Consider the following 16441-nt stretch of genomic DNA (forward strand, 5'->3'; position numbering starts at 1 on the left):
TTTTAAGCAAAAAAGCAAATTTTTCTAGCTTTAATTAAAAATTATAGTTAGAATTTTATTTCACAATGCGAAATTTTTTAGATTGTTAGTAGATTTAGAAAAGAGTTAGATGATCGGAATCAGGTCATAATTGATTCTATAAAAGCGCAGCGAGATAAGAATGTTTCAATTAAATCGTGCTGATGATTCTAGTTTTTATTGGCTCCATTTTCCTGAAATTTTATCTGGCGAACTTTAAATTTTCTAAAGATACTTAAAGATCATTACAGGTCTCAAAAACCTGTAAATTCTGCATCGTTTTTAGCTGAATAGCGCTAATTGACTTAAATACAGATAAAATGAGCACTTTTTTATTTATTTTTATCATTAATAGAAGTGTTTTATTTTGTATCGTGAAATTTAATTGCTATCATATTTATTAATTTACCTTTAATTGCTCTGACCATGACAAAAAATAAAACTGGCGAAATACCTAATTTTGATGAGATCCGTTTAGATCCGATTTCACATATTCATAGAGAAAATAACCCGCAATTTATCGCGTCTATTGCACGTGGTTTAGAAATCCTGAGATGTTTTTCTGCAACGAATCAATTACTGGGCAACCAGGAAATTGCACAACTGACTAATCTGCCAAAACCGACTGTTGCCCGGATTACCAGCACGCTGGTTTCTTTAGGTTATCTAAAACAGTTACCGAATACGACCAAATACCTATTGGATGTTGGCGTATTGGCTTTGGGTTATGCGGCGCTAAGCAATATTTCGGCTCGTACACAGGCTTATCCCTTTATGGAAGAAATGTCACGTTATGCGCAAGCGCCTGTCGCCATGGCAACACGTGATCGTCTGAGCATGATTTATTTGGAAGTCGTTCACACGGAATCTACTTTGACCATGCGTCGTCCAGTTGGCTCTACCCTGCCTATTCATAGTAGTGCGATGGGCCGTGCCTGTCTGGCTGCGATGGAAGTTAAAGAACGTGAATATCTGTTTGATGCGATCAAGAAAAGAAATGAAGATCAATGGCCAACCATTAAGCGTAATTTAGAACGTGCTATCCGTGATTATCAGGATTATGGCTATTGCTTATCTCTCGGTGATTGGGCCAAAGATGTGAACTCTGTCGCGGTGCCTTTAATTCATCCTAAACATGGTATTCTGACCTTTAACTGCGGCGCGCCAACTTATCTGCTCAATCAGGAAAAACTGGAAAATGAAATCGGTCCTCGCCTGATTCATATGGTCAATAACATTTCCTTGACTTTAAATAATATTTAAGCTGTTATTTAAGATTTAAATGGGCGGTAATGATCACCCTTTATTTTTCTTTTTTTTTAAACACTCGCAAAATATTAGTGCAATATAAAAAAACAGCCCATTCTAAGATGGGCTATTTTTTAAAGATTTAAAGACCAGCAAAGTCAGCTAATCATCTTCACTTACTACGCTGCTACAAACTTGGCTCGTGCTGCATGCAGTTTCTTGTAGCTGTCAATTAAACGTAGATGACGATCCAGACCTTCAAGCTGCATATTGGTTTCAGCTAAACCGTAGAAACGTACTTTACCTTCTACTGAACCGAGGACTGCATCCATACGGGTATCGCCAAACATACGGCGGAAGTTGTGTTCATAGTCTTCCAGTTCCATTTCATCATCCAGAATGACTTCAAGTACGACATTCATGCATTGATAGAACAGGCCACGTTCAACCGTGTTGGTATTGTATTGCAGGAACTGTTCGACCAAATCTTTAGCTTCTTCAAATTGTTGTAGAGCCAGATAGATCAGCAGTTTTAGTTCCAGAATGGTCAGCTGACCCCATTCGGTATTTTCGTCAAATTCAATCCCGATCAAGGTACGGATCTCGGTATAATCATCTTCATCTGCTTCTTCCAGACGTTCAACCAGAGCTTCCAGCTGCTCATCATCCAGACGATGCAGGTTCAGAATGTCTTCACGATATAAAAGCGCCTTGTTGGTATTGTCCCAAACCAGATCTTCCACCAGATAAATTTCAGAATAACCCGGCACCAGAATACGACAAGCGGTTGCACCTAAATGCTGATAAACCGCCATATAAACTTCGTGGCCCATCTCTTCAAGAATGGTAAACAATTCCTGCGCTTCATCGGCATTTGAGTTTTGACCATTATTGGTGAAATCCCACTCGACAAAATCATAGTCAGATTTTGCGCTGAAGAAACGCCAAGATACGACACCACTTGAGTCAATAAAGTGCTCAACGAAGTTATTCGGTTCAGTAACTGCATTTGAACTGAAGGTTGGTTTTGGCAGATCATTCAGGCCTTCAAAACTACGACCTTGTAACAGTTCAGTCAGACTACGCTCTAAAGCGACTTCAAAGTTTGGATGGGCACCGAATGAGGCAAAGACACCACCCGTACGCGGGTTCATCAAGGTCACGCACATCACCGGGAACTGGCCACCTAAAGAAGCATCTTTGACCAGTACTGGAAAGCCTTGCTCTTCTAAGCCTTTAATGCCTTCTACAATCTTTGGATATTTTGCCAATACGTGTTCAGGGACATCTGGAAGTGCCAGCTCACCTTCCAGAATTTCGCGTTTAACCGCACGTTCAAAAATTTCAGACAGGCATTGTACTTGAGCTTCAGCCAAAGTATTGCCCGCACTCATACCATTACTGAGGTACAGATTTTCAATCAGATTCGATGGGAAATATACAGTTTCACCATCAGACTGACGTACAAATGGCAATGAACAGATACCGCGTGCTTTATTGCCTGAGTTAGTATCATAAAGATGGATACCCAGTAACTCATCTTCAGGATCATAAATTTCACGGGTATGTTCATCTAAAACTTCGGCTGGCAACTCGCCATTTGGACCTGGCTGGAACCATTTTTCATCCGGATAATGCACAAATTCTGCATTGGCAATATCTTCACCCCAGAACTGGTCGTTATAGAAGAAGTTACAGTTCAGACGCTCGATGAATTCACCCAGTGCAGACGCCAGCGCACTTTCTTTGGTTGAACCTTTACCATTAGTAAAGCACATCGGTGACTGAGCATCACGAATATGCAGCGACCAGACATTCGGTACGATATTACGCCAAGACGCAATTTCAATTTTCATGCCGAGGCCTGCCAGAATCGCAGACATATTGGCAATAGTTTCTTCGAGTGGTAAGTCTTTACCCGGAATACAGGTTAGGCTGTCTGAAGCCAGATTTGGCATCAACAAAGCCTGCGCATCGGCATCAATGCTTTCAACTTCTTCTATGACAAATTCAGGACCGGTTTGAATGACTTTTTTGACGGTACAACGGTCGATCGAACGCAAAATCCCCTGACGGTCTTTTTCAGAGATATCAGCTGGTAACTCGACCTGAATTTTAAAAATCTGTTTGTAGCGGTTTTCAGGATCGACGATATTATTTTGAGACAGACGGATATTGTCGGTCGGAATGTCACGCGCTGCACAATAAACTTTAACGAAATAGGCCGCACACAGCGCAGATGAAGCCAGAAAATAATCAAATGGACCTGGCGCAGAACCATCACCTTTATAGCGGATCGGCTGATCGGCGATTACCGTGAAGTCATCGAACTTGGCTTCCTGACGAAGATTATCGAGATAATTGACCTTAATTTCCATGTGGATACCTAAATATTCTTATGTGCCACCACGGACAGATAAGATGCTAAATCTGAATATACAAGCCGAATCACGGAGGAGAATTTGACTCAAAAATAAAAATAACCCGGGTTAAACCTTCAACCAGTTAGTTTCAGGATAAGCTCGAGTAAGAATGGGCGCTATTATAGAATCATTTTATGAAATTGATAATGTTTGCTCGAATTTCCTGCAGATTTATCAAAATATCTGTTAATTAAATATTCAGAAAATCTGGCTTTAAGCCGGGAACAGACTGTTTTTATTAATACTTGCTGTTCCCGACTGGATTTTATGGACTGGGAAATGCGTTTTTTAAATCAGATCAAGATCCAAATTAAAAGTCATAGCCAATACCAAACACAGCGAGATCGCGCTGTTTATCACCAAAACGGTCGTAACCACCGAAGATATAATCACCAGACAAGGTCAATTTCGGCGCAACTTCATAACTCAATCCGGCAGTTGCATAACGGAAAGCATGCTGTTTTGTGGTATTACCCAGCTCATTACCTTCATATTTGCCTTCATCATTAAAATAACCACCTGCTGCACCGACATGCGCACCCAGCTTATCATTAATCTGATGGGTTAAATCCAGGGTATAAAAAGTATCGCCCTGATTGGCATAAGCCACATCATATAAATAGGTCGACACACCTGCTGTAACGCTGGTCTTGTCATTCAGTGCACGACTCACATTCAAACCTAATTCATTTGAAGTGGTATGGCTGCCACCCGGATAATAATAGGTCGCATCCCAGAAATTCCAGTCGTAGTTTTCACTGCTATAGGTATAGCCCACGATAAAATCATGTTCGACTTTATCACGACGATGTGATTTCTTGCCTTCCAGTTCTGGGTAGGAATAACCTAAGGTTGAGCCCCAGTAACCGACATAAAAATTACCATAAGCCAGATTCAGCGCTGCCTGTAAGGCAATGTCATCATTTTCTGGTGCATTGGTCAGACCACGGGAGATGTATTTAGAAACTACACTGATGTTTCCACTGGTTTCAATTTTTTTTGCGTCTGCATCATCTGCAAAACAATAAACACTAGAAACAGCAGCACAGCCGAAAAGGACTGTTTGTTTGAAAATTCTCATAAAATATAAATTATATTAAGCAAAGAATGGATAACACTGAAACCAATTACAGCCCTATCCAGCTTTGGGTAAAAATAAATTCCGCTATATTCCTTGATGCAACAAGCAACAGGAATATAGCCATGACTTAAGCGCGTGGGGCCCGGTAGAAAGGCGCTGTAGAAGCAGGTAATGCCTGCTTGCCACGGATATGATCTGCAAGCTTTTCAGCCATCATGATCGTGGTTGCATTGAGGTTGCCTGTAATAATAAGCGGCATAATTGAAGCATCGATGACACGCAGGCCTTGCATCTCATGCACACGTCCATAACCATCGACAACTGCCATATCATCCTCACCCATTTTACAGCTACAGGACGGATGATACGCTGTTTCTGCATGATTACGAACAAATTCATCAATTTCTGCATCAGTTTGCAGATTTTTGCCCGGACTGATTTCTTCACCACGATATGGATCCAAGGCTGGCTGATGCATAATTTCACGGGTAATGCGGATGGCATCACGGAATTCACGCCAGTCCTGTTCGGTACTCATATAGTTGAACAAAATACTTGGATGCTCAAACGGATCTTTGGATTTCAGACGAACTCGGCCACGAGATGGTGAACGCATGGAACCGACATGGGCCTGGAAGCCGTGCTCATGGATAGCATTGGTCCCATTATAGTTAATCGCCACTGGCAGGAAGTGATACTGGATATTTGGCCATTCGAACTCATCCGAAGAACGGATAAAGCCCCCGGCTTCAAACTGGTTGCTGGCACCAATGCCTTTACCCAGGAATAACCATTCTGCGCCAATCATGGGTTGGTTATACCATTTCAATGCCGGATATAAGCTGACCGGTTTTTTGCACTTATATTGTAAGTACATTTCCAGATGGTCTTGCAGGTTTTCACCCACACCCGGCAGGTCCTGAACCACCGGAATATCCAGACTTTTTAACAATTCAGCCGGACCTATACCAGAGCGTTGCAGGATTTGTGGAGATGCAATTGCACCTGCACATAGTAGAACTTCACGATCCGCAAAGACCTGAATCGGCTGTAAGGTATTTTGACCTTCAAAATATTCTACGCCAATCGCCTGATTGCGATTAAACAGAATTCGGTTGGTCATGGCATGGGTAATAATAGTGAGATTATCCCGGCCTTTGGCCATATCCAGATAACCACGTGCCGTACTGGAGCGACGACCTTGTGGTGTCACAGTACGATCCATTGGCCCGAAGCCTTCCTGTTGGTAGCCATTCAAGTCATCGGTACGTGGATAACCCGCCTGTACTCCAGCTTCGACCATGGCATGGAACAGCTCATTATTACCATTCTTAGGTGTTGCGACTGAAACCGGGCCTGAATCGCCATGATAGTCATTGCCGCCAATATCGCGGGTTTCAGCTTTTTTGTAATAGGGTAGACACTGCGCATAGTTCCAGTGTTCCAGACCTTTAAGGCTGGCCCACTGTTCCAGATCCATAGCATTACCACGGATATAGCACATGCCATTAATCAGTGAAGATCCGCCCAGACCTTTACCACGGCCGCATTCCATACGGCGATTGTTCATGTGGGGTTCTGGATCGGTCAGATAGGCCCAGTTATAACGGCGTCCTTGTAAAGGATAAGCTAAAGCAGCCGGCATCTGGGTTCTAAAATCCAGACGATAGTCCGGGCCACCTGCCTCAAGTAATAGCACCTTAGTATCTGGATCTTCAGTTAAACGCGCTGCCAGAACATTACCCGCAGAGCCCGCACCGATAATAATATAGTCGTAATTCATCAAATCCCCCTTATGCGCTAAATACAGATTGGAAAGGACTGAGTTCGACCTGAACCGATTTGGTCTGGGTGTAATGCTGCAAGGTCACAAGCCCATTTTCACGTCCAACACCGGAATGCTTATAGCCACCGACCGGCATTTCTGCAGGTGATTCACCCCAGGTATTAATCCAGCAGATACCTGCTTCTACCTGATGAATAATTCGGTGTGCACGGGCCAAGTCTGGTGTGACAACACCGGCGGCCAGACCATAATCGGTATCATTGGCACGACGAATGGCTTCTTGCTCGGTGTCATAACTCAGGATGCTCATGACTGGACCGAAGATTTCTTCACGTACAATGGTCATGTCATCGCGGCAGTCGGTAAATACGGTTGGCAGGACATAAGCCCCTTGGGCAAACTGTTCATCTTCGGCACGGCCGCCGCCACATAATAAGCGCGCCCCTTCTATCTTGCCTTTTTCGATATAGCCCAGCACTTTTTCCATATGCTCAAAGCTGGACACTGGGCCGAAATTGGTTTCAGGATCGAGAGGATCACCCATACGGATATGTTCAACACGCTGCAAAATCTTTTCTTCAAATTCTGCTTTCAATGCCAAAGGCACAAATACGCGAGTACCGTTGGTACACACCTGACCGGAACTATAGAAATTGGCCATCATGGCAATATCGGCCGCCAAATCCAGATCGGCATCTTCACAGATAATCAGCGGAGACTTACCGCCCAGCTCCATCGTGACTTCTTTTAGGCTAGAATTTGCAGCTTGCGCCATGACCTTTTTGCCGGTAGAAACGCCACCAGTGAACGATACTTTGGCAATATCAGGATGCGAAGTCAGATAACCCCCAATTTCACCACTGCCGGTAACCACATTAAAGACACCATGCGGTACACCGGCTTCAGTATAAATTTCTGCCAGTTTTAGCGCAGTTAAAGGGGTAACTTCACTGGCTTTGAAAATCATGGCATTGCCTGCAGCGAGTGCCGGTGCAGATTTCCATAAAGCGATCTGAATTGGATAATTCCATGCACCAATTCCAGCGACGACACCCAAAGGTTCACGACGGGTATAAACGAAGGAACTGCTTCTCAGCGGGATTTGTTGGCCTTCAAGAACCGGTAAAATGCCCGCATAATATTCGAGTACATCTGCACCTGTTGTAATATCAACGGTAGAGGTTTCACTAAAGGCTTTACCGCTGTCCAAGCTTTCTAATTTTGCCAGCTCATCGTTGCGCTCGCGTAAAATGGCCACTGCCTTATTTAAGATGCGCGAACGTTGAATCGCGGCCATTTCTGCCCAGACTTTTTGCCCTTGTTGTGCAGATTCAACCGCACGATCGATATCATTTTTTGAACAGACTTGCACTTCAGCCAGGACTTCACCGGTGGCAGGATTAATAGTTTGAAACGTGCTATTGGACGTTGCATCGACATATTGTCCATGGATATAAGGACGTTGCAGTTTGAATGTTGTCAATGGAATTCCCTCGCAGATTGGTTATTTGAGTTGTTGCCGGATATATTCACTACACAGTTCAATCGGCAGTTCTGGATCAATTTCGCCACTTACTAAAGCACCTCTTAGCCAGAATCCATCAATGAGTGCAGCCAGACCTTGTGCTGCCTTCTCAGCTTGATCCTTACTCAGCTTTTTCATGAATTCATATTTAAGATTAGAATGTAAGCGGTAATGGTTTATTTGCTGTAAACGATGTAAATCAGGCTGGTGCAGACTGCTGGCCCAAAAAGCCAACCACACCTTCATGGCCGCTTTATCCGTTTGTGGAGCAGTAAAATTGCCACGCACAATCGCCAGTAAGCGTTGTTCAGGGGCGTCATTCACCTGTGACTTGATTTCAGCAACAGATTTACCTAATTGCTGCAATAAGTAACGCATTGTGGCTTCAATTAACCCATTTTTACCTTGAAAATAATGACTTATGATGCCGGTTGAGACACCTGCCCTCTGAGCAATCTGACTAATTGAAGCTTCTGCAAAACCTAGCTCATTCACTGCAGCTAAGGTGGCATCGATCAGTTGCTGACGACGGATCGGTTGCATACCAACTTTTGGCATAGGACTAACCTGAATAACGGATGTAGCAATAAAAAATCATTCTGCTAAAGCAAATAGCTGAATGATGTAACAATTCATAAACGCTTTTTTAATTGAACGTTCAATTAATAAAAATTATAGTGCCAGCTCACCCTTGATGTACAGCGCAGTTTGTTTTGGATTTGCAAAAGTTTGTAATTCACGAAAACAAGGAAGCTTTAGGGCCAGTTTTTGCTTTTAAATCACACTGCACTGTAGATCATCCGGCAACAAAAACGATGGTCAGAGATTTATGCAAAAGAAAAACGAAGAGGTGCAAGATAGTCTGAATAAGGTAGTCTTTTATTGTTCGGCGACGCTTATTCTGCTGTTTTCTATCATCACGATTTTATTTAATGAACAAGCCAATCTAGTCATTATTAATATTTTAAACTGGGTCAGTAGTACCTTTAGCTGGTATTACCTGCTGGCGGCAACGCTGTATCTGGTTTTTATAGTCTTTATCGCCTGCTCACGTTATGGCGAAATCAAGCTTGGACCGAAACATTCTAAACCCGAATTCAGCCTGCTGAGCTGGTCGGCCATGTTGTTCTCAGCCGGGATCGGGATTGACTTGATGTTCTTCTCGGTCGCTGAACCCCTGTCGCACTATATGAGTCCACCAGTCGGTGAAGCTGAAACCTTTGAAGCCGCGCGTCAGTCCATGGTCTGGACCCTGTTTCACTATGGTCTGACTGGCTGGAGCATGTACGCGCTGATTGGGGTTGCGTTGGGATATTTCAGTTATCGCTATAATTTACCACTGACAATTCGCTCTGCGCTTTATCCTATATTTGGAAAAAGAATTAATGGCCCGATCGGCCATACGGTGGATACTGCTGCGGTACTCGGTACGATTTTCGGTATTGCCACAACCTGCGGTATTGGTGTGGTTCAGCTAAATTACGGTCTGCATGTCCTGTTTGGCTTGCCGGAAAATATCTGGATTCAAACTGCATTAATTGGTGTTGCAGTCATTATTACTATTATTTCCGTCACTGCGGGTGTCAATAAAGGTATTCGGGTTCTGTCTGAAATTAATATCTATGTATCAATCGGGTTGCTGCTCTTTATTCTCTTTATGGGAAATACCGAGTTTTTATTAGCGGCTCTAATTCAGAATTTTGGTGATTATCTCAGCCAGTTCCCGAAACTCTCTTTAAGCAGTTTTCCTTTTGAGCAGCCTAAAGAATGGATGAATAGCTGGACCCTGTTCTTCTGGGCATGGTGGATTGCTTGGTCGCCGTTTGTAGGTCTGTTCCTGGCACGTATTTCCCGTGGTCGTACTATTCGTGAATTTGTCACCGGGACTTTGGTTATTCCTCTGTTATTTACCCTCACTTGGTTGTCTATTTTCGGTAACAGTGCTTTATACAGCGTGATTTTTGATGGTAATACTCAGCTTGCGACAACTGTTTTAGAAAATCCGGCACATGGTTTTTATGACCTGCTGGCACAGTATCCAGGTTTCACATTTCTCGCAGGTGTCGCCACCATTACAGGTTTGCTGTTCTATGTGACTTCAGCGGATTCAGGGGCATTGGTATTGGGGAACTTCACCACTAAATTCACTAATATTGAGCATGATTCACCGCGCTGGCTCAGTGTGTTCTGGGCGATTGCGATTGGCCTGTTGACGCTAGCTATGCTAATGGCTAACGGTGTGACAGCATTGCAAAACACCACCATTATTATGGGCTTACCTTTTAGTTTCGTGATCTTCTTTGTCATGGCCGGTTTGTATAAATCCTTGCGGCTTGAGGATTTCCGTCAGGCCAGTACCAGTCTGAATGCTGCACCAGTCGTCGGTAATGTTGACATCTTTAACTGGAAGAAACGTCTGAGCCGGGTGATGTTGCATCCAAGCCTTTCACAGACTCGCGCCATGCTGGATGACGTCTGCAAGCCGGCCATTGAGGCAGTTGCGACTGAGTTAACCGATAAGGGTATTCAAGTGAATATTCAGGAAAAACCGCTTGAGGAAGAACCTGAACTGTATCATCTGGATCTCACCATTCAGCTGGATGAAGAAGAAAACTTTGTCTATCAAATCTGGCCAGTACGTTATGCCACACCGAACTTTAGTTCACGGGGTAAACGGACTAAACGCTATTACTATCGTCTGGAAAGTTACCTGTTTGAAGGATCTCAGGGCAATGATCTGGTCGGTTACAGCAAGGAACAAGTTATTAACGACATTCTGGATAAATATGAACGTCATATGATGTATCTGCACATCAACCGGATCAGCCCGGGTAAACGTCCACTTTTCCCGGATCGTGAAATCTAGGATCACTCAACTACGGAAGGATTGAATGATGTCAGCAAGTTTAAATGCCTTTGCCCTGTTTTTTTCGTTACTCAATCCATTTTTGATGAGTATCTATATGCTCGGAATTATTCGTAATTCCGAAGCAAAGGTCTTCAATATGGCATTGATTCAGGGCAGCCTGATCAGCTTTATTGTTTTCATCATTTTTGCGAAAACTGGTGAAGCCTTCTTTAATGAAGTGCTACATGCTCGCTTTGAATCCTTCCAGATTTTTGGTGGTCTGATTTTTCTGGTGATTGGTTATCGCTATGTCTTTGAAGGTGCGGATACCATTGGGGTGATGCGGGGTGCGCCGAATCATCTGGCGGGTACGATTGCCATGCCTTTTATGATCGGTCCCGGCACCATTTCGGCTTCCGTGATTACCGGGATTCAGCTCAGTTTAATGCAAACCATTCTGGTGATTTTCTTTACCCTGTTTCTGACCTGTAGCTTGCTAATTCTGATGAAATACCTGCATGATCATTTACAGCATAAATATTCCAACTACATTGACCTGTATGTCGATATTGTCGGTCGTGTTGCAGCACTGTTAATCGGAACCATCGCCATTGATATGATTGTGACAGGTGTCAGTGGAATTCTGGAAGGCTAGTTTTATATAAGCTGACAATAAAAAAAGCGGGCAAAAATGCCCGCTTTTTTATGAAGTGGTGATTTTAAAATTTAAACGACACGCCTGCATAAGTCGAGAAGCCTTCACCCGGTGAAGATCGTGCTAGATCTGCACCTTTGTCGTCATAGCCTGGAATTACCACTGCTGCATATTTTTCATCGGTGATGTTCTTGAAGTTAACCCAGGCACTCCATGACTGATCTTCTGGCGCATATCCCAGATCAATACCCCAAATCTGATAATCATCACTGAAGCGGCTATTGGCATAATCATGTGCCATCTTCGATGCATATTCTGTATTTAGACCCACATAAAGACCGTTATTCAAGGCATAACTGAGCTGCGCCTGATAAAGATGTTTTGGAATTCCCGGCAGCTGGTTTTTGCCAAATAAAGGATCGTTTTTATATTGGAAATCACTCAAGGTATAAGCCTGTCGTAGGCGAAGTTCACCCTGCTGTGATGCATACAATGGTGTATCCAGACTGAGTTCTACACCTTGATGAAGGGTGGGAGTTGCATTGGATTCTACAGCAATTGGCTCAGAAGGTCGTTCCGATCCATCCTCATAGGTTTTGATCAACTCTGAGGTTAATAACTCGTTTTTAACTTTGGAATAATAGTAGCTCAGTGCCCAATCACCCCAGGCTGATTGGCCCCGGCCACCCAGTTCTAAAGTATTTGCAGTTTGCGTGTCCAGATAAATAGGTTCACGTACCCGCCCTGAAGCGACACCACTGTCAAAATAGTATGGCGAAGACCATGCCATCGCCCATGGATGTGCCGGTTCAATACTACGGCTTAAATTGGCAAACCATTGTAATGTTTCATTTGGCTGATAAGTCAGGCCAATACGCGGGGCGAAATTCCATTCATAGCGGCTAACTTCAGGACTAGCCACAGGATAAGTCACTTCACTCTCACGGTGGGTATAGGCTGCTGCCAATCCTAGATCAAGCTTAAACTGATCATTCAACTGAGTTTCCTGATCAAATTGCAGCACATTGTCTGAACCACGATAAGTATAACGGCGTGTTACGGTATCTGCCGGATAAAGCGTGCCATCAATTGTAGTATCGCGTCGAATTGTTTCGGTTACACCACTATTTGGACGGTGCGTGGTACTTCGAAAAGCAACTTTTCCTTGATGTTCAAGACCGAATAACTGATAAGGTTTCTCATACTGAACCCGCGCACTAATATCCTCATAATCGACATTGGTACGATAACTACTTTCACGTAGATCCAATGGATAATGGTGATAAGCCAGACTACCGGTCAGTTTGGCATCATCCTGCAAGTTCCAAGTGGTAGTATTTGCCAGCCAGGTACTGCCCGGTTGAATCCGCTTGGCATCTACAGCCAGATTAAAATCATTGGCTGCTTCAGGATTATTCTTGAGCTGTTCCTGGGTAATGCGCCCTGGCGTTAAATGTTTGCTTTCACGGTAACGGGCATAAAAGCGGGTCTCAATATCTGGACTGATCTGATAACCCAGATTAAAAGCTAGACCTTTACCATCACCTTCGGCATGATCCTGAATCCCATCAAACTGTGAACCCGTTACTGTCAGATAGTAATCTAACTTATCGAGTTGTCGGCCAGTACTAAACTGGTATTTCTGATAGCCATGGCTACCCGTTTCATATTTTAATTCAGAGCCATTCTGCTCTGCACCAGTCTTACTTTTATAATTAACTGTTCCACCTAAGGACAATCCGCCCTGTTTTAAACCATTGGCACCACGGTACACCTCAACATGATCAATCCACCATGGTTCAAGCAGTTCATAAGCTGTACCACCCGGTCCGGTAAAGGGAATATCATCGATCATGACATAAGTTCCGGATGCATGTGCACCAGAAGTACGGTTAATGCCAGAACCACGGATAGAAATTTTGGCTCCTTCATTGCCCGGCGATTGGGCATAAATGCCGGGCTGGAGACGGAAGACGTCAGCAATGGTTCCCAGACGCTGATGTTCGAGCTGCTGATCTGAAATAAAATTGGTTCCTCCCGAAACGCTGGCAAGTTCGGCCGCAGTCTCTTGCTGGGAATTTGTATTTTGCTCAGTGGTCACCACAATAGTTTCCAGTTGCTGAACACTATCCTGTGCTAGCGTAGTTTCAGCATAAAGATGGCCTGAAAATGCCGACAGTATCATCAGGCTAAGCGGATTTTTTTTGAGAGGAATTTTTATCATATTCATGGCGAATTTATACAATCCTGTATAAGTGATCCTAATCTGCTTTAGGACTTGGCTTAAAAATTTAAGCTGTAGCATAAATGAAGCATGTAAAATTAAGCAGATATTTTCTGCCAAAATATCTGACTGGTGCGGCAATATTTTTAATTTTTTCTATACAAAAAATCTGTCAGTACTTTGCAAGATCACAGACAGATTCAAACAAGTTCTGACATCTAATTTATTAAGTATTTGTAATTTATAGATATGTATTTTTTTCTTGTAACCATCTCTTTCGAGTTGGCAAAAAGTGATTTAAATTAAAAATTTTGAAGATATAAACAATATTCTGATTCATCAAGATCAGTTTAATAGACAGGTTTCTAGACAAAAATCTAAGTCATAACTAGAAAATAGAATTCTTATTTTTTGAACTACGGCTTATAAATTTCAGCCTAGAAAAGAAACCCTCCTGCTGGAGAGTTTCTTCATGTATTCTGGCTATGATTTTATTTAGAGGCATTTTCAATTACTTGCGCTTGTAATAGTGCAGCTTGCTGGGTTTCGGCTGGTTTTTTCTTGGTTTTCATTTCTGCCACTTTGGCCAGAGTTTTCTCGGTAAAGCGTAAACCACCATCTTCTGCCATCACATTACCCGCCATCAAAAGACTGCTTATTACTAGCAGTGATGGTATAAGTTTTAATTTCATGTCTATTCCACCTTTTTATTTATAGTGGATTAAAAATAAGCAATTATTATTCCAATATTTTTATCTATATTTGATTTTTTATTTTTCCCGATCATCTTGATGAAATTAAAATTGATCTAAGCGGTAATTTTTATATTCTTTATTGTCTTAAAATTCCTTATTTTAGTGCGATTATTTCAACAACGCCTTATTTTAGTCAGGTTAATTCGGCCTTTTAAGTTCCTCTGCACTATTTTTATGACACTTTTAACCTGATCTCCTGATTTTTTGCACCAAATTGCATGGTATGTTTTTTGCATAAGTCCTTATGGAATATTCCCCGATGTACTAGCTAAAAATCTTGCATGTCTAAATTACGAATTGCCCTGATTGATGATGATCCAGAACGCGCTGAATTTATTCAGGCTTCTTTGCTTGCACATGATTTTCATGTGGTGGCCTGTGTCATTCTGAATGACCTCAACATTGTTGATATCAAAAGTCTGCATGCCGATGTCATTCTGTTAAATATGGATCATCCTCATCGCGATATTATCGAAAGCTGCGTAAGTCAGTATGAATTACCTACGGTTCTGTTTACCCAAAATTCCAACAAGGACACCATCAGAAATGCCATTGATGCCGGAGTTACGGCATATATTGTGGACGGGATTGATCCAACCAAACTGGAAAATATTCTGGAAATATCGATTGAACAATTCCAGAAACATAAAAAACTGTTACACGACCTGAAGGAAACTCAGGAAAAATTAAGTGATCGCAGGGATATTGATAAAGCCAAAGTCCTGCTGATCCAGCTACATGGACTGAGCGAAGAAGAAGCATTTGCCCTGTTGCGCAAAAATGCCATGAGTCACCGGATTACCATTGGCGATATGGCAAGGCGCTTACTTGATGCACAAAAACTGTTATCCGGCCAATAAGGAGCATTCAATGACAACATTAGAAAAAACAGAACTCAATATTGGCTATATTCCACTGCTTGATTGTGTTGCCATTCTTTGGGCGGAGCGACAAGGTTATTTTACTGAACAGGGTTTAAAGGTAAACCTGATCCGTGAAGCCTCCTGGTCCAGCTTACGCGACCGTCTGGCCTATGGCTTTCTGGATGCTGCCCATTGCCTGTCTGCCATGCTTCCCGCGGCTGCTTTGGGCGCAGACCAGTTACAAGTCGCTTTGCAGACCCCATTAGTCCTCAGTATCAATCAGGCATTTATCAGCTTAAGACAGGATTTGTGTTATGAACTGGGCATTCAGCCTGAAGATAATGAACAGATCACGTCACAAAAGCTGGTCAGTGCCTTAAAGCAGCAACATAAAGTAGGTCTGGCTCATGTTTATAAATACTCCATTCATCATTACTGTTTAAGAGAATGGCTGGCTTTAACTGATGCGCAATATGCTAAAAATATATTGCTCAAGACCTCACCTCCCCCTTTGATGGTCAAAGGGATTGCAGCACAGATTTTTGATGGTTTTTGTGTGGGTGAACCTTGGAATATTCAGGCCAAGCTTGAAGGTTATAGCCTGATTGTCGCAGCAAGCCAAAATGTGATTCCTAAAGTGGCAGACAAAGTGCTGGCAATAACTCAGGAATGGGGCGAGTTGCATCCACTGACTGTAGAGGCCTTAGTCGCTGCTGTAAAAAAAGCTCAGATGGATTTAAAGCATGCTACGGATCTTTCTGATGTCTGGGACATGCTGATGGATTATCAGATTATCCAGTTTGAATGTTCAGCTTCTCGACACGTTTATGACTTCCATAAGATTCAGAATATTATTCGTAACCTTGCAGGTGAAAGTGTTGAGCCTCAATTCACCGATTTTATCTGGCTATTAGAGCAGATGGAAAAATGGGAAAATATTGATCTGTCCGCAGATGATCAGCAACAGATTGCCCAATCCTGTATTTATCAGCAAGAATCCACGACTGTATAAATT

Annotated in this window: 12 protein-coding genes; 5 read left to right on the plus strand and 7 right to left on the minus strand. The window is 42.8% G+C overall.

The features are described 5' to 3' along the window. Nucleotides 1-444: 444 nt before the first annotated feature. Nucleotides 445-1281 carry an IclR family transcriptional regulator gene (locus FTU01_RS01300; RefSeq protein ID WP_004785687.1) on the plus strand — a complete coding sequence of 279 codons (837 nt, stop codon included), beginning with the start codon at nt 445-447 and terminating at the stop codon, nt 1279-1281. Nucleotides 1282-1445: 164 nt separating this feature from the next. On the opposite strand, the gene FTU01_RS01305 is transcribed toward FTU01_RS01300, so the two are convergent. The 5 genes from FTU01_RS01305 to betI all read right to left on the minus strand — a co-directional run bounded on the left by FTU01_RS01305 (nt 1446) and on the right by betI (nt 8639). Beyond that, nucleotides 1446-3644, minus strand: coding sequence for an OsmC domain/YcaO domain-containing protein (locus FTU01_RS01305; protein ID WP_180137864.1), 2199 nt, complete (start codon nt 3642-3644; stop codon nt 1446-1448). Between the two features lie 355 nt (nt 3645-3999). Next, on the minus strand, nt 4000-4770 hold the full coding sequence (locus FTU01_RS01310; protein WP_180137866.1) for a hypothetical protein: 771 nt from the start codon (nt 4768-4770) through the stop codon (nt 4000-4002). 127 nt (nt 4771-4897) lie between these two features. Then, complete coding sequence (gene betA / locus FTU01_RS01315) at nt 4898-6553, minus strand: choline dehydrogenase (protein ID WP_159122947.1); 1656 nt, start codon at nt 6551-6553, stop codon at nt 4898-4900. A gap of 10 nt (nt 6554-6563) precedes the next feature. Beyond that, entirely contained in the window at nt 6564-8039 is a 1476-nt protein-coding gene (gene betB / locus FTU01_RS01320) for a betaine-aldehyde dehydrogenase (protein ID WP_180137868.1), read from the minus strand. Nucleotides 8040-8060: 21 nt separating this feature from the next. Next, entirely contained in the window at nt 8061-8639 is a 579-nt protein-coding gene (gene betI / locus FTU01_RS01325; protein ID WP_005235723.1) for a transcriptional regulator BetI, read from the minus strand. A 271-nt stretch (nt 8640-8910) separates the two neighbouring features. Between betI and FTU01_RS01330 the strand changes: the two genes are divergently transcribed. After that, on the plus strand, nt 8911-10947 hold the full coding sequence (locus tag FTU01_RS01330) for a choline transporter (RefSeq protein WP_159122945.1): 2037 nt from the start codon (nt 8911-8913) through the stop codon (nt 10945-10947). A 28-nt stretch (nt 10948-10975) separates the two neighbouring features. Next, nucleotides 10976-11584: a MarC family protein gene (locus FTU01_RS01335; RefSeq protein ID WP_166138693.1), complete on the plus strand. Its 609-nt coding sequence runs from the start codon at nt 10976-10978 to the stop codon at nt 11582-11584. Between the two features lie 64 nt (nt 11585-11648). Here FTU01_RS01335 and FTU01_RS01340 read toward each other — a convergent pair whose 3' ends face one another. Next, nucleotides 11649-13814, minus strand: a complete 2166-nt coding sequence (locus tag FTU01_RS01340) for a TonB-dependent receptor domain-containing protein (RefSeq protein ID WP_180137871.1) — start codon at nt 13812-13814, stop codon at nt 11649-11651. A 485-nt stretch (nt 13815-14299) separates the two neighbouring features. Beyond that, entirely contained in the window at nt 14300-14452 is a 153-nt protein-coding gene (locus tag FTU01_RS01345; protein ID WP_180137873.1) for a hypothetical protein, read from the minus strand. Between the two features lie 392 nt (nt 14453-14844). On the opposite strand from FTU01_RS01345, the gene FTU01_RS01350 reads away from it, so the two are divergent. Beyond that, the gene (locus FTU01_RS01350; protein WP_004785667.1) at nt 14845-15423 is read left to right on the plus strand and encodes an ANTAR domain-containing response regulator; all 579 of its coding nucleotides are present in this window, start codon (nt 14845-14847) and stop codon (nt 15421-15423) included. Nucleotides 15424-15433: 10 nt separating this feature from the next. Then, a complete protein-coding gene (locus tag FTU01_RS01355) occupies nt 15434-16438 on the plus strand; it encodes an ABC transporter substrate-binding protein (RefSeq protein ID WP_180137875.1) in 1005 nt (334 codons plus the stop codon). Nucleotides 16439-16441: the final 3 nt, after the last annotated feature.

The sequence above is a fragment of the Acinetobacter sp. YH12043 genome (assembly GCF_013419915.1).
Classification (GTDB): domain Bacteria; phylum Pseudomonadota; class Gammaproteobacteria; order Pseudomonadales; family Moraxellaceae; genus Acinetobacter.

What these genes read in the sequence shown, in the direction of transcription:
- FTU01_RS01330 (WP_159122945.1), top strand. Translation starts at nt 8,911, where the DNA reads ATGCAAAAGAAAAACGAAGAGGTGCAAGATAGTCTGAATAAGGTAGTC.
- FTU01_RS01300 (WP_004785687.1), top strand. Translation starts at nt 445, where the DNA reads ATGACAAAAAATAAAACTGGCGAAATACCTAATTTTGATGAGATCCGT.
- FTU01_RS01350 (WP_004785667.1), top strand. Translation starts at nt 14,845, where the DNA reads ATGTCTAAATTACGAATTGCCCTGATTGATGATGATCCAGAACGCGCT.
- FTU01_RS01335 (WP_166138693.1), top strand. Translation starts at nt 10,976, where the DNA reads ATGTCAGCAAGTTTAAATGCCTTTGCCCTGTTTTTTTCGTTACTCAAT.
- FTU01_RS01340 (WP_180137871.1), bottom strand. Translation starts at nt 13,814, where the DNA reads ATGAATATGATAAAAATTCCTCTCAAAAAAAATCCGCTTAGCCTGATG.
- FTU01_RS01305 (WP_180137864.1), bottom strand. Translation starts at nt 3,644, where the DNA reads ATGGAAATTAAGGTCAATTATCTCGATAATCTTCGTCAGGAAGCCAAG.
- FTU01_RS01345 (WP_180137873.1), bottom strand. Translation starts at nt 14,452, where the DNA reads ATGGCGGGTAATGTGATGGCAGAAGATGGTGGTTTACGCTTTACCGAG.
- FTU01_RS01355 (WP_180137875.1), top strand. Translation starts at nt 15,434, where the DNA reads ATGACAACATTAGAAAAAACAGAACTCAATATTGGCTATATTCCACTG.
- FTU01_RS01310 (WP_180137866.1), bottom strand. Translation starts at nt 4,770, where the DNA reads ATGAGAATTTTCAAACAAACAGTCCTTTTCGGCTGTGCTGCTGTTTCT.
- betA (WP_159122947.1), bottom strand. Translation starts at nt 6,553, where the DNA reads ATGAATTACGACTATATTATTATCGGTGCGGGCTCTGCGGGTAATGTT.
- betI (WP_005235723.1), bottom strand. Translation starts at nt 8,639, where the DNA reads ATGCCAAAAGTTGGTATGCAACCGATCCGTCGTCAGCAACTGATCGAT.